At 72.1% G+C, this 23,632-nt stretch carries 20 protein-coding genes; 9 read left to right on the plus strand and 11 right to left on the minus strand.

Annotated features, from left to right (window positions below; genetic code table 11):
• Window positions 1-13: 13 nt before the first annotated feature.
• Entirely contained in the window at window positions 14-3,430 is a 3,417-nt protein-coding gene (locus ACXKZB_RS06705; protein ID WP_488825290.1) for an error-prone DNA polymerase, read from the plus strand.
• Window positions 3,431-3,464: 34 nt separating this feature from the next.
• Here ACXKZB_RS06705 and ACXKZB_RS06710 read toward each other — a convergent pair whose 3' ends face one another.
• Complete coding sequence (locus ACXKZB_RS06710; protein ID WP_488825292.1) at window positions 3,465-4,976, minus strand: sensor histidine kinase; 1,512 nt, start codon at window positions 4,974-4,976, stop codon at window positions 3,465-3,467.
• The gene (locus tag ACXKZB_RS06715; protein WP_123313488.1) at window positions 4,973-5,650 is read right to left on the minus strand and encodes a response regulator transcription factor; all 678 of its coding nucleotides are present in this window, start codon (window positions 5,648-5,650) and stop codon (window positions 4,973-4,975) included. Before ACXKZB_RS06715 ends, ACXKZB_RS06710 begins: the two co-directional genes overlap by 4 nt.
• A 225-nt stretch (window positions 5,651-5,875) precedes the next feature.
• Here ACXKZB_RS06715 and ACXKZB_RS06720 point away from each other — a divergent pair, with 225 nt between their 5' ends.
• Window positions 5,876-6,199, plus strand: coding sequence for a hypothetical protein (locus ACXKZB_RS06720; RefSeq protein WP_488825293.1), 324 nt, complete (start codon window positions 5,876-5,878; stop codon window positions 6,197-6,199).
• Between the two features lie 14 nt (window positions 6,200-6,213).
• Here ACXKZB_RS06720 and ACXKZB_RS06725 read toward each other — a convergent pair whose 3' ends face one another.
• On the minus strand, window positions 6,214-7,287 hold the full coding sequence (locus ACXKZB_RS06725; RefSeq protein WP_488825295.1) for an FUSC family protein: 1,074 nt from the start codon (window positions 7,285-7,287) through the stop codon (window positions 6,214-6,216).
• A gap of 80 nt (window positions 7,288-7,367) precedes the next feature.
• Between ACXKZB_RS06725 and ACXKZB_RS06730 the strand changes: the two genes are divergently transcribed.
• Window positions 7,368-8,612: a phosphotransferase gene (locus ACXKZB_RS06730; RefSeq protein ID WP_488825297.1), complete on the plus strand. Its 1,245-nt coding sequence runs from the start codon at window positions 7,368-7,370 to the stop codon at window positions 8,610-8,612.
• A gap of 583 nt (window positions 8,613-9,195) precedes the next feature.
• Complete coding sequence (locus ACXKZB_RS06735) at window positions 9,196-11,322, plus strand: DEAD/DEAH box helicase (RefSeq protein ID WP_488825298.1); 2,127 nt, start codon at window positions 9,196-9,198, stop codon at window positions 11,320-11,322.
• Window positions 11,323-11,459: 137 nt separating this feature from the next.
• Here the strand turns inward: ACXKZB_RS06735 and ACXKZB_RS06740 are convergent, their stop codons facing one another.
• A complete protein-coding gene (locus ACXKZB_RS06740; protein WP_123313492.1) occupies window positions 11,460-11,732 on the minus strand; it encodes a mycoredoxin in 273 nt (90 codons plus the stop codon).
• A gap of 68 nt (window positions 11,733-11,800) precedes the next feature.
• Here ACXKZB_RS06740 and ACXKZB_RS06745 point away from each other — a divergent pair, with 68 nt between their 5' ends.
• From ACXKZB_RS06745 to ACXKZB_RS06755, 3 genes are read left to right on the plus strand one after another with little or no spacing between them, the layout of a single operon-like run.
• Window positions 11,801-12,124 (plus strand): PadR family transcriptional regulator, encoded by a 324-nt coding sequence (locus ACXKZB_RS06745; RefSeq protein ID WP_488825299.1) that lies wholly within the window; start codon window positions 11,801-11,803, stop codon window positions 12,122-12,124.
• Window positions 12,121-12,960: a hypothetical protein gene (locus ACXKZB_RS06750; RefSeq protein WP_488825300.1), complete on the plus strand. Its 840-nt coding sequence runs from the start codon at window positions 12,121-12,123 to the stop codon at window positions 12,958-12,960. The genes ACXKZB_RS06745 and ACXKZB_RS06750 overlap by 4 nt, the downstream gene beginning before the upstream one ends.
• Window positions 12,957-14,486 carry a CYTH domain-containing protein gene (locus ACXKZB_RS06755; RefSeq protein WP_488825301.1) on the plus strand — a complete coding sequence of 510 codons (1,530 nt, stop codon included), beginning with the start codon at window positions 12,957-12,959 and terminating at the stop codon, window positions 14,484-14,486. The genes ACXKZB_RS06750 and ACXKZB_RS06755 overlap by 4 nt, the downstream gene beginning before the upstream one ends.
• Before the next feature lie 5 nt (window positions 14,487-14,491).
• Here ACXKZB_RS06755 and ACXKZB_RS06760 read toward each other — a convergent pair whose 3' ends face one another.
• Genes ACXKZB_RS06760 through ACXKZB_RS06770 form a run of 3 tightly spaced genes read right to left on the minus strand, consistent with a single transcriptional unit; the run spans window position 14,492 to window position 18,478 of the window.
• A complete protein-coding gene (locus ACXKZB_RS06760; protein ID WP_488825302.1) occupies window positions 14,492-15,025 on the minus strand; it encodes a cysteine hydrolase family protein in 534 nt (177 codons plus the stop codon).
• Entirely contained in the window at window positions 15,022-17,193 is a 2,172-nt protein-coding gene (locus ACXKZB_RS06765) for a S9 family peptidase (protein WP_488825303.1), read from the minus strand. The genes ACXKZB_RS06760 and ACXKZB_RS06765 overlap by 4 nt, the downstream gene beginning before the upstream one ends.
• 40 nt (window positions 17,194-17,233) lie before the next feature.
• The gene (locus tag ACXKZB_RS06770; RefSeq protein ID WP_488825305.1) at window positions 17,234-18,478 is read right to left on the minus strand and encodes a Fic family protein; all 1,245 of its coding nucleotides are present in this window, start codon (window positions 18,476-18,478) and stop codon (window positions 17,234-17,236) included.
• A gap of 74 nt (window positions 18,479-18,552) precedes the next feature.
• Between ACXKZB_RS06770 and ACXKZB_RS06775 the strand changes: the two genes are divergently transcribed.
• Window positions 18,553-19,752 carry an amidohydrolase gene (locus tag ACXKZB_RS06775; RefSeq protein WP_488825306.1) on the plus strand — a complete coding sequence of 400 codons (1,200 nt, stop codon included), beginning with the start codon at window positions 18,553-18,555 and terminating at the stop codon, window positions 19,750-19,752.
• A 110-nt stretch (window positions 19,753-19,862) separates the two neighbouring features.
• On the opposite strand, the gene ACXKZB_RS06780 is transcribed toward ACXKZB_RS06775, so the two are convergent.
• On the minus strand, window positions 19,863-20,753 hold the full coding sequence (locus ACXKZB_RS06780; protein ID WP_488825307.1) for an aminodeoxychorismate lyase: 891 nt from the start codon (window positions 20,751-20,753) through the stop codon (window positions 19,863-19,865).
• Window positions 20,754-20,772: 19 nt separating this feature from the next.
• Window positions 20,773-21,123: a tryptophan synthase subunit alpha gene (locus tag ACXKZB_RS06785; RefSeq protein WP_027464736.1), complete on the minus strand. Its 351-nt coding sequence runs from the start codon at window positions 21,121-21,123 to the stop codon at window positions 20,773-20,775.
• 64 nt (window positions 21,124-21,187) lie between these two features.
• On the opposite strand from ACXKZB_RS06785, the gene ACXKZB_RS06790 reads away from it, so the two are divergent.
• Window positions 21,188-21,706 (plus strand): 8-oxo-dGTP diphosphatase, encoded by a 519-nt coding sequence (locus tag ACXKZB_RS06790; RefSeq protein WP_488825309.1) that lies wholly within the window; start codon window positions 21,188-21,190, stop codon window positions 21,704-21,706.
• A gap of 6 nt (window positions 21,707-21,712) precedes the next feature.
• On the opposite strand, the gene ACXKZB_RS06795 is transcribed toward ACXKZB_RS06790, so the two are convergent.
• On the minus strand, window positions 21,713-22,003 hold the full coding sequence (locus tag ACXKZB_RS06795) for a hypothetical protein (RefSeq protein ID WP_488825310.1): 291 nt from the start codon (window positions 22,001-22,003) through the stop codon (window positions 21,713-21,715).
• A gap of 28 nt (window positions 22,004-22,031) precedes the next feature.
• Window positions 22,032-23,588, minus strand: a complete 1,557-nt coding sequence (locus tag ACXKZB_RS06800) for an ABC transporter permease (RefSeq protein WP_488825312.1) — start codon at window positions 23,586-23,588, stop codon at window positions 22,032-22,034.
• Window positions 23,589-23,632: the final 44 nt, after the last annotated feature.

Below are 23,632 nucleotides of genomic sequence, written 5' to 3' on the forward strand. Positions count from 1 at the left end.
GGAGCAGGACCTGATGGGCTACAGCAACCCACCCATCCCGTGGTCGCAGTTCGAGCGCGCCCTGTCGGACAAGCGGAGCCCCGGATCGGGCAACGCGGGCGACGGCGGGGACAGCCCGGCGTGGTCGCGGAAGCGCGAGCGCTACGTGCCGACGGCCCTGGACACCGACGGCACTCCGGTCGTGCCGTACGCCGAGCTGCACGCGCACTCGGCCTTCAGCTTCCTCGACGGTGCGAGCCAGCCAGAGCAGCTGTTCGAGGAAGCCGCACGGCTGCGCCTGCACGCCCTCGCCCTCACCGACCACGACGGCTTCTACGGTGCTGCCCGGATGGCCGAGGTGGCCGAGGCGTACCCGCAGGTCGGGACCGTCTACGGCACCGAGCTCTCGCTGGGACTCACCGAACCCCAGAACGGCGTCCCCGACCCCGAGGGCTCCCACCTGCTCCTGCTCGCCGACGGGCAGGACGGCTACCACCGGCTCGCGGGCGCGGTGACGAGCGCGCACCTCGCGGCCGGGTCCGAGAAGGGCAGCCCGCGCTACGACCTCGACGAGCTCGCGGCGCGGGCCGACGGACACTGGCGGGTGCTCACCGGGTGCCGGAAGGGCACCGTCCGACAGGCGCTCGAGCAGGGTGGGGAGTCCGCGGCGGAGACCGCCCTGCGCGTGCTGCTCGACCGCTTCGGCCGCGGCAACGTCGTGGTGGAGCTCCTCGACCACGGCGATCCGCTCGACAGCGCACGGAACGACGTGCTCGCGACCCTCGCCGAGCGGTACGCGCTGCCCCTGGTCGCGACCGGCAACGTCCACTACGCCACCCCGGACCGGTTCCCGGTGGCGACGGCACTGGCCGCGGTCCGAGCCCGGCGCAGTCTCGACGAGATCGACGGGTGGCTGCCGGCCGCCGACACCGCGCACCTGCGTTCCGGTGTCGAGATGACACGGCGGTTCGGGCGCTACCCCGGAGCGATCGAGAACACCGTCACGCTGGCCGACGAACTCGGGTTCCGGCTGCGCACGGTCAAGCCCGGGCTGCCGGACCTCGACGTGCCGGACGGGCACACCGCGATGTCCTGGTTGCGGGAACTCACCTGGACCGGAGCCCGCCGGCTCTACCCGGGCAGCGCCGACGGGGTGGACCCGCAGAAGCGCGAGCGCATCGAACGCGAGCTGGCGGTGATCGAGGACAAGAACTTCCCCGGCTACTTCCTGATCGTGCGCGACATGGTGCAGTACGCCCGTGGTCGGGGGATCCTCTGCCAGGGGCGCGGCTCCGCCGCGAACTCCGCGGTCTGCTACCTGCTCGAGATCACCGCGGTGGACTCGATCCGCTACGGTCTGCCGTTCGAGCGGTTCCTGTCGGCGATGCGTGACGAGGAACCCGACATCGACGTCGACTTCGACTCGGACCGCCGCGAAGAGGTGATCCAGTACGTCTACGAGAAGTACGGCCGGTACAACGCCGCCCAGGTCGCGAACGTCATCACGTACCGGCCGAAGGGCGCCGTCCGCGACATGGCGAAGGCCCTCGGTCACAGCCCTGGGCAGCAGGACGCCTGGTCGAAGCAGGTCGAACGGTGGGGCTCGGTGACCGAGAGTCAGGACCACGACATCCCGCCGGCGGTCGTCGGGTTGGCGAGCGACGTCCTGGGGTTCCCGCGCCACCTCGGGATCCACTCGGGTGGCATGGTGCTCACCGACCGGCCGGTGGGCGAGGTCGTGCCGATCGAGCACGCGCGGATGGACGGCCGCACGGTGCTGCAGTGGGACAAGGACGACTGCGCCTTCATGGGGCTCGTGAAGTTCGACATGCTCGGCCTCGGCATGCTCGCGGCGCTGCAGTACTCGTTCGACCTGGCGGCGGAGCACTGCGGGGAGCGCTGGGAGATGCACTCCATGCCGAAGGAGGAACAGGGCGTCTACGACCAGCTCTGCCGTGCGGACACGATCGGGGTGTTCCAGGTGGAGTCCCGCGCGCAGATGGGCACGCTGCCCCGGCTGCTCCCGCGGCGCTTCTACGACCTGGTGATCGAGGTCGCCCTCGTCCGCCCCGGTCCGATCCAGGGCGGCGCCGTGCACCCGTACATCCGACGGCGCACCGGCGAGGAACCGATCACGTACATCCACCCGTCGCTCGAGCCGGTGCTCGAACGGACCCTCGGGGTGCCGCTGTTCCAGGAGCAGCTCATGCAGATGGCGATCGCGGTCGGCAACTGCTCGGGCGACGACGCCGACCTGCTGCGGCGGGCGATGGGCTCGAAGCGCGGCCACGAGAAGATCGACCGGCTGCGCGACAAGCTCTACGCCGGCATGTCCGACAACGGCATCCACGGCGAGGACGCCGACGCGATCTACGCGAAGATCCAGGCGTTCGCGAACTTCGGCTTCGCGGAGAGCCACTCGATCAGCTTCGCCCTGATCGTCTACGCGAGTGCGTGGATGCGGCTGCACTACCCGGGGGCGTTCCTGGCCGCGCTGCTCCGGGCGCAGCCGATGGGGTTCTACTCGCCGCAGACCCTGGTCGCCGACGCCCGGCGGCACGGCGTCCAGGTGCTCCGGCCGGACATCCTGCGGTCGGGCGTCGACGCGACGCTCGAGCCGCTCGGCGACGACCAGGTGCTGCCACCGTGCGGCGACGACGCCTGTCTGGTCACGGAGCAGCCGCCGGTGCTGCCCTTCGACAAGGCACTGCCCGACGACACCGCCAGGCACCGCCGCGACGGCGCCTTCGCGGTCCGGCTCGGGCTGGCCGAGGTCGCCTCGCTCAGTCGGAAGAGCGCCGAGAAGATCGTCGCCGAGCGCGACGCGAACGGCCCGTTCACCGACATGTCCGACCTCGCCCGCCGGGTGGGCCTGACGACGGCGCAGCTCGAGGCGCTCGCCGCGGCTGACGCCTTCGCCCCGTTCGACATCGACCGCCGCGGCGCGATGTGGTCGGCGGCCCAGGCTGCGGCGGAGCGCGCCGACCAGTTGCCGGACACGCAGGTCGTCGTCCAGCCGCCGCTGTTCGGGCAGATGACGAGCGGCGACGTCCTGATCGCCGACATGTGGTCGACGGGGATGACGACCGACGACCACCCCGTGCGGCACGTGCGCGACCGGCTCGCCGCCCGCCGGGTGCTCAGCGTGCAGGACACCGCGACCGCCGAGACGGGGCGGCGGGTCGAGGTCGGCGGGATCGTCACGCACCGGCAGCGTCCGGCGACGGCGTCGGGGATCACGTTCCTGAACGTCGAGGACGAGACCGGGCTGGTCAACGTGATCTGCAGCGTCGGCGTCTGGGGACGCTACCGGCGGGTCGCCCGCGAGTCCCCGGCGGTGATCGTCCGGGGCATCCTCGAACGGTCGCCCGACGGCGTGGTCAACCTGGTGGCGGACCGGATCGAGCACCTGTCGCTGTCCGTGCGCACGCGGTCGCGGGACTTCCAGTGAGTGGTCGCGGGTGAAGGGCGCGGAACGGGTGCGGCTACTCGACCTCGGGCAGTCGCACCGTGACCTCGAGCCCACCGGAGCGCACGTTCCGCAGCGACGCCGTGCCACCGGCGCGCTCGGCCACCGCGCGCACGATCGCGAGCCCGAGTCCGGAACCGCCGGGCAGCGCGATCGCGCCGGTGGCCGGATCGGGGCTCGGGCGTGACTTGCGGGCTTCGTCCGGTCGGGTGAACCGGTCGAACGCGACCGGGATGAACGACTCGGGGACACCGGGGCCGTCGTCGGTGATCTGCAGGACGCCCTCGCCCCCGGTGCTGCGCCAGGACACGAAGATGCCGCCACCGCGGGGGAGCGCCGACACCGCGTTGCCCGCGATGTTCGTCACGAGCTGCGCCATGCCACCGGTGTCCAACCGGTAGCGGGGCTCGTGGGTCCCGCCGCCGATGCCCGGCCCGGAGCCGCCGACGGCCACGGGGGCCTCGAGGTCGAAGTCGACGGTGATGTCCTTGGCCGACGCGATGAGTCGCACCCGGTCGACGGCGGCCATGACCTCGTCGCCCAGGTCGGACCAGCCGGTCTCCGGCCGCTGGTCGCCGTCCTGCTCCCGCCGCTCGGACTCCTCGATCCGCGACAGTGCCAGCAGGTCGTTCGCCAGCCGCGAGAGGCGGGCGACGCTGTGCTTGGCGCGCTCGATGTGGGCGGCCAGCGCAGCGGCGTCGTCACCGTCGAGCGATGCCAGGTCGAGCTGCGTGGTGAGGATGGCGAGCGGGGTGCGGAGCTCGTGACTGGCGTCCGACACCATCTGCCGCTCTCGCTCGGTGGCCTGCCGCGTGCGGGCGAGGAACGCGTTGAGGGTCGTGGCGAGGGACGCGAGTTCGTCCTGGGCGGGGCCGACGGGCAGTTCGGCACGTTCGGGCGCGACGGACAGCCGCTCGGCTTCACGGCGCATCCGGTTGACGGGGCGGAGCGCCGCGGTCGCCAGGATCCAGGACGCGATCCCGAACGCCAGCAGGATCGCGACGCCCGTGAGCGACAGCGTCGAGGTGAGGTCGTCGACCACGATCGCCTCGGCCTGCGAGTTCCGGGCGGCGACCACCGTCCACCGTCCGGCCTGGTTCACGGGGTGTTCGACGACCACGCGGTACTCGGACCCGGACACCCGGATGATCGAGGTGCCGGCAGCGGTCGAGGTCAGGCTGCCGAGCGCGCTCTCCACCCGGGTGGGCATCGTCGAGAGCACGATGTCGCCGGACGGGGAGACCACGGCGACGAGCTGGGCGTTGCCCGGTGGGGACAGGTCGGGGTCGCTGTCGACCTCGAGCGTGGCGACGTACGGGTCGGCGTCGGCGTCGAGCAGGGTCCGGGTCGCACTGGCGACGACGCTCACCACCTGGAACCGCATCACCAGCACGAGCAGCACGATCACGACCGCCGCGATCGCCGTCGAACCGATCGTGATCCGTGCTCGCAGGGACAGCAGGCGCAGGGGCCGGACCAGACCGCGTCGTGGGCGGTCCGGCTCCGGGCGAGCGGACGCCCTGCTCACGCCCCGAGCAGATCCAGGCGGTACCCGCGGCCGCGGACGGTGGCGATCGCCACGGTGGCCTCGTGCGAGGTCAGCTTCTTGCGGAGGTACGAGATGTACTGCTCGACGACGTTCGGGTCGACGTGCTGCGAGCCGTCCCAGACCTCCTCGAGGATCTTCGGACGGTCCACCACGCTGCCGGCGGAGCGTGCCAGCAGTCGGAGCAGCGCGAACTCGGTCGGGCTGACGGCGACGCGCTGGCCCTTGATCGAGATGCGGCGGGCCTCGGAGTCGATCGAGACGTCGCCGACCTCGATCGTGCGCGGCGCGCCGGCGGACTCGCGGCGACCGAGGGCACGGAGCCGGGCTGTGAGCTCGGCGAAGGCGAACGGCTTGGTGAGGTAGTCGTCGGCGCCGGCATCGAGGCCGAACACGCGGTCGTCCACGGCGTCGCGCGCGGTGACGAGCAGGATCCGCACGGGGTCCTCGCGTTCGCGGATCCGGCGTGCGAGCTCGAACCCGGACATGCCGGGCATCATGACGTCCACGACGGCCAGGTCGAACGCCTGCTCGCCGAGGGCGATGAGCGCCTCGACCCCGTTCTCCACCGCCGTCACGCGGTACCCCTCGGCAGCGAGACCGCGCTCCATCAGGGCACGCATCTCGTCGTCGTCCTCGACCACCAACAGCCGCATAGTGGACCTCCTCGGACCCATCGTGGCATCGAACCGGCGCCGAGGGCCGATGTCGGGGCCGAACTCACTGAATCTCGTCACAGGAGCGGGTACCGTTGCTGCCAGCCCACTGTGCAGAACGGTCTGTCCCGCGTTCTAGGGACATGAGGACTTCTTGCGTCGTTGCTAGGCTCCCGGAGCGGACAGCGCTTACCCGAAGCGCGGTCCGTTGCACCAGGGGGCACCATGAACGACCCGTCCGACCACCCGTCTGTCGACCATCCGGCCATCGTCCGTCTCCGTGCGGAGCTCGATGCCGCGTGGAAGGGCATCGGCGCCCTCGGCCAGTTGGAGGGCGTCCGCCGCGACCGCGTGGTCGCCGAGCTGCGGACGGCCGTGCCCGACGTGGCGAGCCGTGCGGCGCGCGAGGTCGGCACCGAAGCCGTCGTGGCGGAGATCGACCGGTTCGCCGACGCCGGTGCGCCCGGGACGGACCCCGCCGTGCCGGCCGCGGTGATCTGGGAGGACGTCGTGCAGACCGCCGCAGAAGCGGCCCGCGCCACGCGCTGACCCGAGGACCCGCGTCAGTCGTCCTCGCCGAGCAGCTCCTCGCGCACACGCCGGACGTCCTCGAGCAGGGCGCCGATGAGCACCCAGTGGCGTGAGTTCGGTCGGACGATCTCCATCGGCGCGGTCAGTGCGGGTTCGGCGGTCGACACCTCGGCATCGTCGCCGCCGGCGCCTGCGGTGGACGACGGGTCCAGCCGCGTCGACTCGACCCGGGCGCTCAGCGCACGGACGTCCGCGCCGATCCGGGCCACCTCCGTCGCGATGCCGCCGACCACGGGGTCGGCGCGCAGGTCGGGCGCGGTGTTGTCGCGGATCGCCCGGGTCATGCCGGTCACGCGCGTGACCAGGACGCGCAGGTGCTCGGTGATGGCGTCGTCACGGTCGAGGATCGTACGGTGCCGTCCGCCGCGCGGGTTCATCGTCAGCGACTCGCGGGCCGCGTTGAGGGACGCCTCGGTCTTCGCGTGCTGCGCCCGGAGTGCGCGGGCGCGGACCAGGGCGTCCTGCCAGCGGTCGCGGTCCCAGCCCTCGGTCAGGCCGATCGCGACCCGTTCGAACGCCACGGCGGTGTCGCGGGCGAGTCGCGCGACGGCCAGGTGCGCCGGCTCGAGCAGCACCGGCGGGATGATCAGCGCGTTCACGACGAGGGCGACGACCGCTCCGATCACCGTCTCGAGGATCCGGTCGGCCGAGTAGTTCGGCGTGACGACCCCGGCGGTGAGCACGAGCATCCCGCTGATGCTGACCTGGGTGGCCGAGGTCGGGGTCAGCCGGAGCGCCCAGGCGATCAGGATCGCGAGCACGACCACGAGCAGCACGACCCACACCGAGTCGCCGAGCAGCAGGTGGAACCCGGTGGCCAGCAGCACCCCGAGCACGACGCCGGCGCTCCGTTCGAGGCCCTTCACGAACGACTGGTTGATGCTCGGCTGCACGACGAGCAGCGCGGCGATCGCGGCGAAGGTCGGGAACGGCCCCTGGATCAGCAGCCGGCACAGCAGCACCGCCGCCACGACCGCGACCGCGGTCTTGACGACCTGCAGGAACGGCGTGCGACTCGAGCTGCGGAGACGCGCGACCGGGTTCACCCGGACCACGCTAGCCATCGCCCGCACGCCGAGCCGTGCACGAACGCGACGAAAACGCCCGGACACGGTTGACTGATGTCGTGTGGCCCAACCATGAGCGCGTCATCCCGCAGGCCTTCGCCGGCTCCGGGACCTCCGTCGTGGCCGCACGGGCGCACTCCGTCGAGCCCTCGGGCAACGGCTACCTGTACGGCTACGAGGTCGACACGGTCGACCGGAACGGCCAGCGCGCCACCGTCCTGACCTACGTCGACACCGGCGGCACGCACGACCAGAACAGTGCGATCGTCACCGATCCCGCGACCGGCGAGCCGGTCTCGGTGTGGGCGTACCCGAACGACCCCGGCCTGCCGGTGCTGCCGCAGGTGACCTACCGCGATGCGGTCGCCGAGCTCCTGACGACGCTCGGCATGCCCGTCACCGACCCGGTGCTGACGGTCGCCGCCTACCGACCGGGCAAGCGTGCGGTCGTGCGTGTGGACGCCCCCGAGCGCACCCTGTTCCTGAAGATCGTCCGCCCGCACCGGGTCGCGCCGATCGTGCAGTCCCACGAGCAGTTCGTGGCGGCCGGCCTCCCCGTGCCCCGCGTACTGTCCAGCCGCGGCGACGGACTCCTCGTGCTCGAGCGGATCCGCGGGGTGCCGGCCGGCAGCCGCATCCTCGACATCGCCGACGACCCTCGGTTCGTCGCGTCGCTGGCCGCCCTGAGCGGTCGGGTCGCCACCGTGCCGATGACCCAGCAGGCCCGTGCCGACGCGATGGACCACGCCGACTGGCACCGGCGCACGCTCGTCGCCGCACTGCCCCAGGACGCCGAGGAGATCGACCGCCTGTACGACGCCATCGGCCGCCGGTCGATCGGGTGGACGAGCGCGACGAAGCAGGTCGTGCACGGCGACCTGCACCTCGAGCAGGTCTTCGTCGAGGAGGACGAGCCGTGGCGGATCTCCGGGCTCCTGGACATCGACACCGCCGGCTGGGGCTTCCCGGTCCGCGACATCGGCGCGGTCGTCGCGCACCTGGTCGTGACCGGTCTCTGGCACCGATCGCGCGGCGACGCCGAGCGCGGTGCGGCGGCCGAGCGCCTCGCCGACGGGATCGCCCGCGACTGGGTCGCCCGCAACCCCGGCGAGGCCGACCGCATCGGACCCGCCATCGGCGCCCAGCTGCTGGCGCACGCCGGTGGCCAGGCGACCACCGGCTCCGCGAACGGGATCCAGACCGCCGAGCAGCTCCTCGCGGCGACGCGGGCCGCGCTGGCGGACGCCGCACCGGTCCCGCCGGTGGCAGGCCTGGTCCGCCCGCGGTCCGCACCCCGCGTCTGAGGGCTCGCGTCCCCGGCCGCGAAAGCGACAGATCCGCGCGGAAGGTCGGCGTGGATCTGTCGCTTTCGCGGGGTGGTCGACGTGGGGATCCGGGATCTGTCGCTTTCGCGGGGTGGACGCGCCCGGCGTCGGACGGGAGGCGCGTGGCGGGCCTGCACCGTGCCTCCCGGCCGTCCTGCAGCAGGATCCAGGGCACGCGACGCGCGCGGGCGACGCGGAGTCGTCGCTGTCGGGGGTCGGGGAGTAAACTGACCCCGCACGCACCGCGTTCCCGCGTGCCGCGTCGATTCCGGACGCAGCCGTCGATCACTTGATCGACGCGGGAACCGGGCCGTGACCGCCCCGCGGGGGCGTCACGTGCGTGTGACGACGCCGGATCCCGGCGCGGACCGTCGCACCCGGCGCCGAGCAGGCGCTCGTGGTGGAACGGACCGCGGGACTCCACCGGACGTCCCGAAGCGGGGACCGGCGATGCGGTGGGCCACGGTGGCCCGCAGCCGAACCGGAGCCGTGTCAGGACCCGGTGCAGGACTTCCGCCCCACGGGCGGCTCGCCCCGATGTGTGGGCGGAACAGGAGGAGCGTTGGCTCGATCAGGCACCCGGCGAGCTGCCGGCGGGACGCGGACCGCGTCACGTCGGACGAGGCCGCTGGACAACGACGGCGTGATCCCCGTCCTCGCCCGCGCAGTGCGCGAGGTCGAGGCGGCGGCGCAGCGTGGACCGCTCAAGGCGCCGAACCGGACGAAGTTCCAGGCCGTGGCACTGCTCATGCGCGAGGAGCGTGCACGGGTGAAGGGCGATACCGACCTCACCGACTCGCAGCGCGCCGAGCAGCTCAAGCGGCTCGACGGCGTCGCGACGATCCTGGCGAAGACGGCGGCGCGCGACACCAGCGTGATCCAGCTGCTCGCCGAAGAGGTCCAGGTCTCCGAGGCGACCCGAGCCGTCAAGCGCGACATGATGATCGCCGGTGGCATGGAGCTGCAGCCGGAGGACCTCGTCATCGCGACGGAACCCGCCCCGGTCGCCGAGACCCCGGTGCGCGCGGTCACCCCGCAGGCGGTCGTGCAGCGCCAGCTCGCGAATCCGTTCCTGCCGCCGGACTTCGCGCTCGCCGACCAGCCCGTCGCGCATCCGCGCCGCCTGGCGAACTGGGAGCTCTTCGGCCCGCTGTTCAAGTCGTTCGAGTACGGCGCAGGCGGGGGAGCGGCGACGATGCCGTTGCCCGAGCCCACGTCGCTGCACTCGCGCTCGGGCACCACCCTGATGAAGCACCAGGCCGAACTGGTCGCCGCCGCGTCGCAGGGGCACCGCACGTTCCTGCTCGCCGACGAGCCGGGTCTGGGCAAGACGGCGCAGTCGCTCCTCGCAGCCGACGCCGCGAACGCGTTCCCGCTGCTCGTGGTCGTGCCGAACGTCGTCAAGACGAACTGGGCACGCGAAGCCGAGCGCTGGGTGCCGAACCACCGCGCCACCGTGATCCACGGCGACGGCAACGACCTCGACGGGTTCGCCGACATCGTCATCGTGAACTACGAGATCCTCGACCGGCACGCCGGCTGGCTCGGCGGCTTCGGCTTCAAGGGCATGGTCGTCGACGAGGCGCACTTCATCAAGAACAAGGACTCGCAGCGCGCCCGGTTCGTGCTGCAGATCGCCGACCGCATCCGGCAGCGCACCGCAGCGCCGCTGCTCATGGCGCTGACGGGTACCCCGCTGATCAACTCGGTCGAGGACTTCCGCACCATCTGGGAGTACCTCGGCTGGATCGACGACAAGAAGCCCCGCGCGAAGCTCATGAACGAGCTCGAGGAGATCGGGCTGACCCCGGCCGACCAGGGCTTCTTCGTCGAGGCCCGCCGTGCCGTCATCGACCAGGGCATCGTCCGACGCCGCAAGGTCGACGTCGCCGCGGACATCCCGGCCCGTCGGATCGCCGACATCCCCGTCGAGCTCGACGGCGACGAGGGCCGCTCCATCCGCGACGCCGAGCGCGAGCTCACCGCGAAGCTGGTACGCCGCTACCACCAGGCGCTCGACGCCCGCACCGGGCAGGACCCGGTCGTCGGCATCGACCACAAGCTCGTGCGGCAGGTCGCCCGCTGGGAGCTCGAGGACCAGGACGCCTCGTCGACCGGTGAGAACGTGTTCTCGATGGTCCGCCGCATCGGTCGTGCGAAGGCCCAGCTCGCCGCGGACTACGCGGCGCAGCTCGCGTCGAACGTCGGCAAGGTCGTGTTCTTCGCCAAGCACCTCGACGTCATGGACCAGGCGGAAGAGGTCTTCGCGCGTCGGGGCCTGCGCACCGCCACGATCCGTGGCGACCAGACGGCCACGCAGCGCACGGCGCAGATCGACTCGTTCGTGAACGACCCCGACGTCGCCGTGATCGTCTGCTCGCTCACCGCGGCCGGCGTGGGCCTGAACCTGCAGGTGGCGTCCAACGTCGTGCTCGCCGAGCTGTCGTGGACGAGCGCCGAGCAGACCCAGGCGATCGACCGTGTGCACCGCATCGGGCAGGAGGAGCCCGTCACCGCGTGGCGCATCATCGCCGCGCAGACGATCGACACGAAGATCGCCGAGCTCATCGACTCGAAGGCGTCCCTGGCCGCCCGCGCACTCGACGGGTCGGACGAGGAGCTCGTCGACTCCGGCGACATCCAGCTCGACGCCATGGCCGCGCTGCTGACCGAGGCGCTCGGCGGCTAGCGACCGAGTCCGGCGGCGCGAGTCGCGGCGCGAGTTCGTCTCGCACGACCGAAGTCCGTCCGAACCACGCGATCACGCGGTTCGGACGGACTTTGGTTGTGCGGGGCTTCGCGCCGGGGGCGCCGGGGTGCCGCTGCTCAGATGCGGGACTGCACCTCGGCCAGGGACGGGTTCGTCGCCGTGCTGCCGTCGGGGAACACCAGCGTCGGCACGGTCTGGTTGCCGCCGTTGACCTCGGCGACGAGTTCCGCCGTACCCGGGGTCTGCTCGATGTCGACCTCCGTGAACGGCACACCGGCCTTCGTCATCTGGTTCTTCAGGCGGGCGCAGTAGCCGCACCACGTGGTCGTGAACATCGTGACGCCGCCGGCTCCGGGAGTGAACTGCTCGCGCGTGATCGTGTCGCTCATGGCGCCAGGCTAACCCCGCTTTCTGGACGCCCTTGACGCGCTTATCCGATATAGCTAGGTTAAGCCGCATGGATCCGATCCAACGCATCACCGTCCCGACGCTCGACGTGCTCGACGCACTGCTGACCGTCGACGGCCCGGCATGGGGGCTGCTCGTCATCAAGGCCACCGGGCGCCAGGCCGGTACCGTCTACCCGATCCTCGAACGACTCGAGCGGCAGGGGTGGATCACGTCGTCGTGGGACGACGAGACCGACCGACCGGGACCGCGTCGTCGGCTCTACGAGTTCACGTCCGACGGGGTCGAGGCCGCACGCGACCTCGTCGCCGCCCGTCCGTCCGCTGCGACGCCCGCGCGTCCGGCTCGCTCGGCCCGGCCGGTGACCTCGTGAGCGCGCTCGACCGGGTGCTCGTGGGGGTCGCCGTCGCGGTCTCACCCGCGGCACACCGCGCCGCCCGCCGCGAGCAGTGGCTCGCCGACGTCCGCGATGCCCACGAACTCGACCTCTCGCCGACCGCACTCGCGTTCGGCGCGTTCACCACGGCGCTGTTCCACCGACGCGCCGGCCACCGTTCCACCTGGGGGGACACCATGACCGCACTGCCGACGCCCGTCCGTTCTGCACCGCACACCATCCGCACGATCCCGGTGCTCGTCGCGTTCGCAGTGCTGTCCTTCGTCGTCTCGGTGGGCGTCCTCGCGCTCCTGCAGCGGTACAACGGCCTGCCGGAGGCGCGTCCCGTCTTCGACCTGGTGGGGATCGGGCTCGCGGTGGTGCCGGGCGTCGCTGTCGCGACGAGCGTCCTGCTGGTGTCGGAGGTCGCGCGCCGCCGTCGGGTCCTCGGCGCTGTCGCCGTGGTCGCCGTCGCCGCCGTGTGGTGGGCGATCACGAACGGTTCGCTCAACGTCCCCGCGTACGCCCCGGTCCAGGTCGGCGTCATCGCGGCTGGGCTGCTCGCGGTCTGGCTCGTGGTGCTCCACCGACCGGGATGGACGTACTCGCTCCTCGTCCTGCCCGTCGTCGCTGCCGTGCTGGTGTCCCCGCTCGCGGAAGCAGCGAACGGCACGGCCATCCCGTACTCCGTCATGACGCTGGTGTCGTGGGCCGGGCAGCTCGTCCCGTTCCTGGTCGCCGTCGTCGGAGCCATGGTGGCGTCACGGTTCTCCACGGATGCGCCCGCGATGGTCGAGGCGCACGGCGAAGCCCTGGTAGACAAGACCCCGTGAGCGACACCCACCTCGAGATCGAGCGCACCTACGACCTGCCAGAGGGCGGTGCCCTGCCCGACCTCGTCGGCGCCGGTGGCATCCTCCGCACCGAGCACCAGGAGCCGTTCGAGCTCGATGCGACGTACTGGGACACCGAACGGTACGACCTGGTGGCGGCGCGGGTCACGGTCCGCCGCCGCACCGGTGGCCCCGACGCCGGGTGGCACATCAAGCGCTCCGAGTCGGACACCGTCCGCCACGAGCAGCACTTCCCGCTGACCGACGACGCCGACGCGGTGCCGACCGAGGTCCTCGCCGCGCTCTTCACCGAGCGCCGCGGCCGCGGCCTGCGACCCGTGGTCCGCATCACCACCACCCGTACCGTCACACTCCTGCTCGACGAGGACGGCGACCAGGTCGCCGAGCTCGCCGACGACCAGGTCACCGCCCAGCGCCTCGACGACGACGCACCGGAGACACCACGCACCTGGCGCGAGGTCGAGGTCGAGGCCGTCGCGGGTGTCGACCCGCAGGTCGCACACGAACTCTTCACCGCCCTCGAAGGGCGCTTCGCGGCCGTCGGCGCCGGCCCCGCCGCCGTCGCGTCCAAGCTGGCACGCGGGCTGGCAGGAGCACCGGCACCGCGCCTCCAGACCGAGGAGAAGCCGGACAAGGGCACGACCGCCCGCGTCCTGGCGAAGCGGCTGCGGAAGCTGCGCGCTGCGCTGCTCGGCCAGGAATCGCGCCTCCGCTCCGGCGATGCGGCCGACCTGCGTCAGACGGCCGAGACCGCCCTCGAGGTCGCTGCGATCCTGAGCGCCTACCGGCCGGCGTTCCCCACCGGCGACGCCGTCGACCGCGCCGCCGAGGCAGCGGACGGGCTGGCCGCCGTCACGGCGCGCGCCGCCCTGAACGAGTACCTGATCGACCGGCTGCCGCGCGCGTCAACCCCGGCGCAGGACGACCTGGTCGACTCGATGACCCGCGAACGCATCCTGGCCTCGACCCGTGAGCGTCGCGACCAGTCGGTGCGGGACGTCGTCGCGTTCGTGCACGGCGAGCCGTTCCTCGAGCTGCTCGACGCCCTCGACGACGCGGTCGAGCGGCCGGCCCCGACCGAGTGGTCGCTCCGTTCACCGAAGAAGGTCGCACAGGACGTCGGGGCGGTCGTGAAGCCGCACATCCGGGAGCTCGTCCGGGCCGCGGTCGCCGACGACACCTCAGACACCGCCGCCGAGCGCGAGGCCGCCGACCGCGCGACCACCGAAGCCGCGTGGCAGGCCACGATGCGGGCGCGGATGGCGATGGACGTCCTCGGCGACGACGCGTTCCCGCACGCCCTCTGGAAGCGGATCGGCAGCGCGGCCGACGTCCTGACCGAGCGGGTCCGGTCGCTGCACGCCCTCGACGCACTGCGGACCAACGCGGCGATCGCCGAGCGCGGTGGCGAGGGGACGTTCGGGTACGGCGTGCTCGCGGGGGACCGGGTGCGGCTGGCCGAGGAGTCCTACGACGAGGCGGTGCACGCGCTCAACCGCGTGTGAGCCGCTCAGTCGCTGAAGTCGACCGCCGCCGACTCCGGCACCCGGAACCGCCGACCCGGGTAGCGCAGCCCGGACCAGTACATGTTGGTGTGGGCGATGACGTGCGCCGCCGGCACCGTGACGCCGTCGTGTTCGGCATCGGTCGTCGTGTGGGCGTCGGCGACGAGTGAGACGTCGTACCCCTCGGTCGCCGCTCGCCCCGCGGTGGTCCGGACGCAGTAGTCGGTCTGTGCCCCTGTGACGACGAGGTGCGTGACGTCGAGCCCGTCGAGCACCGCTCGCAGGTCGGTGTCGACGAACGAGTCCCGGTAGGTCTTGCGCACGAGCGGTTCGGTGGCGTCGCGTACGAGCGGGGCCGCGAGCCGCCAGTCGTCGGTGCCGAACGGGAAGTCCTGCTCGTCCTGCACCCAGACGACGGGGACCCCTTTGGACCGAGCCCGCGCCACGAGGGCATGGATGCGCGCGATCACGGCGTCGGCGTCCAGGCAGGGGCGGACCACCCCGGCCTGGACGTCGATCACCAGGAGGGCGGTGCTCATCCGGCGGCGATGGGCGCGGCGCTCGCGGCGGCAGGTGCCTCGTCCGCCAGACCCAGCACGTCCAGCAGCCAGGCCAGCTCGAACGCCCGCTCCTTCCACGAGGCGTACCGACCACTCACGCCACCGTGGCCCGCGGACATCTCGGTCTTCAGCAGCACCGGCGCCCCGACCTCGCGCAGCTTCGCGGCCCACTTCGCCGGCTCGACGTACAGCACACGGGTGTCGTTGAGTGACGTCACGGCGAGGATGCGGGGGTACTGCACATCGTCGCGGACGTTCTCGTACGGGGTGTACTCGCTCATGTAGCGGTAGACCTCCGCGTCGTGCAGCGGGTCGCCCCACTCGTCCCACTCGATGACGGTCAGCGGCAGGTCGGGGTCGAGGATGCTCGTGAGCGCGTCGACGAACGGCACCGCGGCGACGATCCCGGCGAACCGGTCCGGCGCGATGTTCGCCACGGCACCCATCAGCAGCCCGCCGGCGCTGCCGCCCTCGGCCACGAGCCGGTCTGCGGTGGTGCGACCGGACGCGATCAGGTGGTCGGCGACCGCGACGAAGTCGGTGAAGGTGTTCTTCTTCGTCAGGGTCTTGCCGTTCTCGTACCAGTGCCGACCCATCTCACCCCCACCGCGCACGTGGGCGACCGCGAAGACGACACCGCGGTCGAGCATCGACAGGCGCATGACGCTGAAGCCCGGGTCGATCGAGTGCTCGTACGAGCCGTAGCCGTACAGGTGGAGCGGCGAGGGGGTGTCCGCGTCGACGGCGTCGCGGCGCCACACGAGCGAGATCGGCACGCGGGTGCCGTCCGAGGTGGTGGCCCAGTCGCGCTCCTGCGCGTAGTCGGCCGGGTCGTAGCCGCCGAGCACCGGCTGGCGCTTGAGGACCGTCACCTGGCCGGTCGCCAGGTCGAGGTCGCTGACCTCGGACGGGGTGACGAAGGACGTGAACCCGATGCGGAGCGTCGGCTGGTCCCACTCGGGGTTGCCGCCGAGCCCGGCCGAGAACAGTGCTTCGTCGAACGGGACCTCGTGCGCGTCGCCGTACCCGTCGCCCTCGATGGGGATGATCGCGATGCGGGGGAGCGCCTCGGAACGGTACTCGAGCGCGAGGTGCCCGGCGAAGGCGTCGACGGACTCGATGCGGCGCTCGCTGTCGTGCGCCACGACCACGCGGCGGTCACGTTCGGACGTCGGGTCGTCGGCGGGGACGTCGACGAGCTCGAAGTTCTCGGCGCCGTCGTTGTGCAGCACGAGGAACCGGTCGCTGCCGCCGACGATGGCGTGCTCGATCTCGTACTCGACACCGTCGCGCCGCGGCCAGACGACCTGGAACTCGCCGGTGGGGTCGGCTGCGTCGAGCACCAGGGCCTCCGAGGTGATCTTCGACCCGAGCTCGATGACGATGTACTGCGACGATCGGGTCACGCCGACGCCGACCCAGTAGCGGTCGTCCGGTTCCTCGAACACCAGGACGTCGTCGGACGCAGCCGCGCCGACCGCGTGCCGCCAGATCTTGTCCGGGCGCCACGACTCGTCCACCGTCGGGTAGAAGACGTACCGGCCGGCGGGGTCGAAGGTGGCGCCGGCCCCGGTGTTCGGGATGGCGTCGCCGAGGTCGGCGCCGGTCGTCAGGTCGCGGACGTGCAGGGTGTACCGCTCGTCGCCCTCGACGTCGATGCCGTACACCAGGCGGGTGCCGTCGTCGCTGATGTCGTAGGTGCCGAGCGAGAAGAACTCGTGGCCGTCGGCCAGGGCGTTGCCGTCGAGCACGACCTGCTCGCCGGGCAGGGTGGACTCACCCTCGACGACGGCCGGCGGGGTCCAGTCGTCCGGACCGGCAATCGGCGCGCGGCAGTGCACGCCGTACTGGCTGCCCTCGGCCGTGCGGGTGAAGTACCACCAGTCGCCCATGCGCACCGGCACCGAGAGGTCGGTCTCCTGGACGCGGCTCTTGACCTCGGCGAAGACGCGGTCGCGCAGCGGCGCGAGGTGCTCGGTCGCAGCGTCGGTGTACGCGTTCTCGGCCTCGAGGTAGGCCAGGGTGTCCGGCGACTCCTTGTCGCGCAGCCACTCGTAGTCGTCGACGAAGTCGATGCCGTGGTGGGTCCGCGTCACGGGCCGCTTGGCGGCGGTGGGAGGGGTGGCCTGGGAGTGCTCGGTGCTCACCGTCCCACCCTATTCGCACCGCCCCGCGGCGAGCCGGGCGTCATGCCACCGCACGGACCGGGTTCGATCGCCCGGCGACCGCAGCCTGCACGCGCTGCTCGAAGGCCTCGAGCTCGTCGACCACCGCCGGCGCCACCCAGGCCCGGTCGCGCCGCCGCTCGGTGACCGGACGCAGCACCCCGGTCCGCACGAGGTCCGCTGCGACGGCATCAGCGGCCCCGGCCGGGACGAGCTCCTGCAGCCGGGCCTCCGTCAGGACCGGATCGTCGGAGAGCGCCCGGCCGACGACCGCGTGCAGCCCGTCGGCGCACGGCCCTGCAGCCCGGTCGGCCGCGTGTTCGTCGAGGAGCAGGGCGGTCACGGTCGCCTCGTCGCACACGGTGCCGATGGCGATCGCGACGTCTGCCACGAGGGCGTCCACGACCCCGTCGCGGTACCGCTCGAGGTGCCGGAAGTACCGGCCCCGATCCGCTGCGAGCGCCGTGGCGATCGGTGCGGTCACCGTCGTCGTGACGCCCCGGCGTCGCAGCACGGCGCTGATCAACGCACGTCCGACCCGGCCGTTGCCGTCGGTGAACGGGTGGATCGACTCGAACTGGGCGTGCCCGATCGCAGCCTGGGCGATCGGGTGCAGGTCCGTCCGGTGCAGGAACGCGAAGAGGTCGGTCATGAGCGGCGCGACGAGCTCCGGCGGAGGCGGGACGTACGTCGCCAGCCGCGGGGTGTCACCGCCACCGATCCAGTTCTGGACGCTGCGGTACCGCCCGGCGTACCGCCCGTCGACCGGGTCGTCCCGCATGAGCAGCCGGTGCGCCTCGAGCAGCGCGGCCTCGGTGATCACGCCCGTGTCCGCTGCTGCGACCAACCCCTCGATCGCACCGGCGGCGCGGACGACGACGGTCGCAGTCGGGTTCGCGCGGATGCCCACGAGTGCTCGGGCGCAGTCGTCGAGCGACGCGGACTCGTCCTCGATCCGTGAGGACGCCGCCGCCTCGGTCCGGCCGATCACCGAGCCGAGCGGCGCGAGTCGGGAACCGTGGTGGACGTCGAGTGCGCGGAGCGCGGCCGCGGCGCGGTCGAGGAGCGCCACGGTGGCATCGCCGGGCACCCACCGGACCCGGGCGATCCGCGGCGGCAGCGACACCCGCACGGACGTCGTCATGCGGTCCTCGCGGGAGCCCCGACGGGAACTGCGCCACGGACGCTCCGCACTGCGGTGCACGGGCCAGCTGCCGGGTGCGGTCGACGTGCCGAGGTGGTCCGCGGGCTCGATCCGATGTGCCATGCCGCGAGCGTAGGGACCTCCAGACGCCCGACGCCAGGAATCCGTATTTCGCCGGCCCGCGTAGCGTTGGTGGCATGCGCAACTCCTTCGCGATCACCGGTGCCCACGTCGTCCCCGTCTCCGCCCCCGCCTTCGACGGCGGCGCGGTCGTCGTCGAGGACGGCCGCATCACGGCGATCGGCCCGGACGTCACGCCGCCCCCGGGGATCGCGGTCGTGGACGCCGCCGGAGCGTGGCTGGTCCCCGGGTTCGTCGAGTCACACGGCCACGTCGGCATCCACGAGGAGGCGAACGGCGAGGCGGGCAACGACACGAACGAGATGACCGGCCCCAACATGGCCGGGGTCCGTGCGATCGACGCGATCGACATCGACGACGAGGGCTTCCGCGATGCGCTCGCCGGCGGCATCACGAGCATCGTCGTGAAACCCGGCTCGGGCAACCCGATCGGCGGCCAGACCGTCGCCATCAAGACCTGGGGCGGCCGGACCGTCGACGAGCAGCTCATCTCGGACTCGGTGAGCATCAAGAGCGCCCTCGGCGAGAACCCGAAGCGCGTGTACGGCGGCAAGGGCCAGACGCCGTCGACGCGCTTGGGCGTCGCGAAGATCATCCGGGACGCCTTCGTCGAGGCGCAGAACTACCGTGCCGCCCGCGACGCCGCCGCGGCCAAGGGGGAGCCGTTCGCGCGGGACCTGTCGAAGGAGGCCCTGGTCCGGGTCCTCGACGGCGAGCTCGTCTGGGACCAGCACACGCACCGCCACGACGACATCGCGACCGCGATCCGGCTGTCCGAGGAGTTCGGGTACCGCCTCGTGGTGAACCACGGCACCGAGGCACACAAGATCGCGAGCCTGCTCGCCGAGAAGGACATCCCGGTCATCTACGGCCCGCTGTTCACGAGCCGTTCGAAGGTGGAACTCCGGGACCGCGGCATCCCGAACCTCGCCACGATCGCTGCCGCCGGCGTCCGGGTCGCGATCACCACCGACGCCCCCGTCGTGCCGATCGGCATGCTCGTCGACCAGGCGACGGCCGCCGTGAAGGAGGGCCTGCCCGCACAGACCGCGCTCGAGGCGCTCACCGTCAACCCGGCCGAGTTCCTGGGCTTCGGGGACCGCGTCGGTCGACTGGCCGAGGGCTACGACGCCGACCTCGTGCTCTGGGACGGCGACCCGCTGGACGCGACCAGTCGCGCGACGCGCGTCTGGATCGACGGTGAGCCCGTCTTCGAGTGGGCGGACGGCGTCGGCGTCACCACCCCGCGCTGGTAACGGGGGAGAGCCGGGAGGCGCGGATCGCGACGTGCCCGGACGTCGCGATCCGGGCCTCCCGTCCGTGGCGCCGGGGCGCTGGGTGGTGACGGTCGGCGGACCCGGCCGGCTCAGACCTCGCGCGCCAGCAGGAACTCGTTGATGCGTTCCGTCAGGTCCGCGTCGATCGCCAGGGTGTCGCCGTTCACCGAGCGGATCGGCGCCGCCTGACGGACGCTCGACACGAGCCAGAGTGCGTCCGCCGCCGCCAGGTCGGCGAGGGTGACGAGTTCGTAGGCGGTCTCGATGCCCTCCTGCTCAGCGAAGCGGAACACGTCGGCCTGCGTCGTGCCGGCCAGGATCCCGATGTCGGTGCGCGGCGTCACGAGCCGGTCGCCGACCTTCAGGACGAGGTTCGCGCGCGTGCCCTCGAGCACGTAGCCGTCGCTCGACACGAACAGGGCGTCGTCGGCCCCGCGGCGGGCGGCCTCGCGCAGGGCGGCCATGTTGACGGCGTACGAGAGCGTCTTCGCGCCCTGCAGCAGCCACGGCGAGGTGCGCTCGACGTCGTGCCGGTACCCGCGGTCCAGCACCACGACGGAGATGCCCTCGGTGCGCGCCGCGGTGGAGTCGACGGACGGCGCGGCGTACACCCACCCGGTGGGGCGGTCGGTGCCCTCGACACCACGGGTCAGGACGGTCTTGGCGAAGGCCTCGCGGACCGGGTCGAGCCGGGCGCAGACGGCCTCGATCGCCTGCCGCCATGCGTCGGGGTCCGGCGCGGGCAGGTCGAGCATCGCGGCGGAGCGGCCGAACCGGGCGAGGTGCGCCTCGAGTGCCTGGGGGCGACCGTCGACCACCGTGATGGTCTCGAACACGCCGTCGCCCCGGGTGATGCCGAGGTCCTGGACCTGCAGGTGCTCCTCGAGCGGCTTCGCCCAGGTGAAGGCGTCCGCTGCGGGGTCGTGCGGCGCGGCGTCGCGGGAGGGCTGGTTGAGGATCGCGAGCACGGTTTCGGTCATGCACCCATCCAACCGCAGCTCAGCCCGCTTCGGGCAGTGCGCCCAGCAGCTTCCACACCGCTGGCGTCAGTTCGGGGTGCTGCAGCGCGATCCGGCGCAGCCGGTGGTACTCCTCGCCCAGCCTGGTGCCCTGCCCGGACGCCGGGTGGCTCGACCACTGCGCGTGCCGCTTGCCGATCGCCTCGTCCAGGTCGACCGCGTCTGCCCGGAGGATCAGCACGACCTGCTCGTCGACCGTGGGGAGCGTGGGCATGAACTCCCACGGGTCCTCGCCCTGTCGGCTGCGGTGTTCGACGAGCATCGAGATCTCCTCGGCCGCCTCGGCGCGCAGCACTTCGAGGCTGCGCCCGGTCCTGCGGGGCTCAGCCATGGTGCCCCCGCAGCCCGCCTGCCATGGGAAGAGCGTACGGCACTTCTTCGGTCACACTGGACGGGTGACCCCGCGCGACGAGAGCAAGTCCCAGCACCCCCGAGTGGTCGTCGTCTACCTGCTCCGCGATGGTGCGAACGGCCCCGAGGTGCTACTGGGCGAGAAGCGCCGCGGCCTCGGCACGGGCCGACTGGTCGGCCCTGGCGGCAAGCGCGAGCCCGGCGAGACGGCGGTCGAGACCGCCGTGCGCGAGGTGCGTGAAGAGGTCGGCCTGCGCCTCGACGCGGTCGACCTGGAGGCCCGTGGCACGTTGGACTACCGGTTCCCGTACCGACCGTCCTGGTCCCAGGTCTCGGACGTCTTCGTGTGCCGCCGCTGGCAGGGCAGCCCGTCGGGCTCCGACGAGCTCGAACCGCGGTGGATCCCCGTCGCCGACGTCCCCTACGGGGCGATGTGGGACGACGCGAAGTACTGGCTGCCGGGGGTGCTGCGTGGGGGTTCGGTGCGTGCACGCTTCACGTTCGCCGACGACGACGCGACGGTCGCGGGTTTCACCGGGACGGGCGTCGAGACACCCGCGTAGTCGGCGTCAGCGGGTCTGCTGGTGGGTGCGGGTGTTGCCGGTGCGCGCCTCTTCGGCAGCGGCGATGACCTCGGCGTCGCCGCTCCGACCACCGAGGGGCCGGACGAAGAAGTCGATGATCCCGAACACGATCGCGCCGACCATGGCGAACATCGCCCAACCGACGTAGAGCCCGGCGGTGTTCCGACCGTCGGCGGGGGCGAGCACGATGCTCGCGACGTAGAAGCCGACCGTCAGCACGAGGAGCACGACGACGACGCTGACGAGGACGCGGTGCCAGGTGATGCGGGGGTTCATGCGACCCAGGATACCCGGCCGCCGTGGCTCACCGGTCGGCGTGCCGGCCGTGCGGCTGCTCGTCCGTGGCCTCGACGCGAGCCGACGTGTCGGACCGGACCGGGCCCCTGGAACCCTCGGTGCGTGGGACGGGACGGGTGCGTGGTCCGGTCCCCGCGCCTCCCAGTCGCTGCACCGGGATGCGGCCGGTGGGGGTGGTCTCGGTCTCGAGACCGTCGCGGCCGCCCGTGAAGACGTCGCCGCCGACGCGGGCGTCCTCCCAGTCGTCGTCGCTCAGGACGCTCAGGGTGCCCGTCTCCGTCGACTCGAGGCCGTGGCGCTCGAGCTCGGCGTCGCGCTCCTTGCCGAGGAACTCGCGGTTCGCGGTGTTGGCGTCCTGGAACATCGTGGTCCGGCCGGTGACGATGGCGCGGATGCGGCGCCGCTCCCACCACTTCTTGCCGAAGTACATGAGCACCAGGCCGGCCGCGGCGTAGCAGCCCATCGTGATCAGGCCGCGCGCCGGACCCGGGCCGACGCCGTAGATCTGGTGCTTGATCATGTCGACCATGCTCGACCCGACGACGACGTTGTTGAGCCAGGCGAACGGCTCCGGCATGAACCACTTCGGGTACGCGCCCCCGGACGACGGCATCGACAGGAACACGAAGCAGATCATGGCGGGGGCGGCGATGAACCGGCCCACGAAGTAGCTCAGCCCGTTGACGGCGAGACCGATCGCGACGATCCACCCCCACGCTATGAGCACGAGCTGGATCCAGTGCCCGTGGATGGCACCGACCACCGGTCCGGCGAGCGTGTTCGTGATGAGGGAGATGACGAGGCCACCGACGACGATGACGGCCATGCGGGTGCGGTGCCGGAGCGGACCGCCCATGATCCCGATGAACATCGCGACCATGTAGCCGCCGATGCACCAGGCGAGCATGACGTACATCGGCACGGTGCCGTACTCGTCCCAGGCGGGCAGGGGAGCGAGCTCGGTGACCGTCGGACTCGCGACCCCGATGCCGGTCAGGACCGCGGTCAGCGTCGCCGGCACGAGGCTCGCGACCTGGAACTGGTGTGCGCTCGCCTTGAAGAACTCGTTCGTCGCGGGGTCGTACGCGACCGCCATCGAGCCGGCGAGGACGTCACGCTTCGCGGCGGCCAACGAGTCGTACGTGTGGAAGACGAACTCGCCCGGCAACGCCTTCTGCACGGCGGCGACGAGCGTCGGGTCGCTGCCGACCAGGGCGATCGGCACGTCGTGCGGGTGCGGTGCGTGGAAGGCGAAGACGTAGCAGAGGCAGAAGCCGACGATGAAGAAGAGCGGCATCCAGAGCTGCAGGCCGATGAGCTGCAGCGACGGGTGCAGGGTGGCGTACCAGCGGCGGTAGGCGCCGTGCTGCTGCGGCTCCGGGACGGGCGCCTGACGACGCGGGGCCGGGCGGGATGACCCGGCGACCTTCGCGCCGCGACGGGGCTTCGTCCCGCGGGCCGAGGGCCGGGTGCTACGTGGCTTCGGGGCCGACGTCGGCCGGGACGCTCCGGGACGTTCCGGGGTGTCGTCGTTCCTGGGGACGTCGTTCCGCGGCGTGCTCACGTTCGCGCTGTGCTCCTGTTCTCGTAACGGAGCGCCAGGATACG

Source organism: Curtobacterium sp. ABR8, assembly GCF_057812125.1.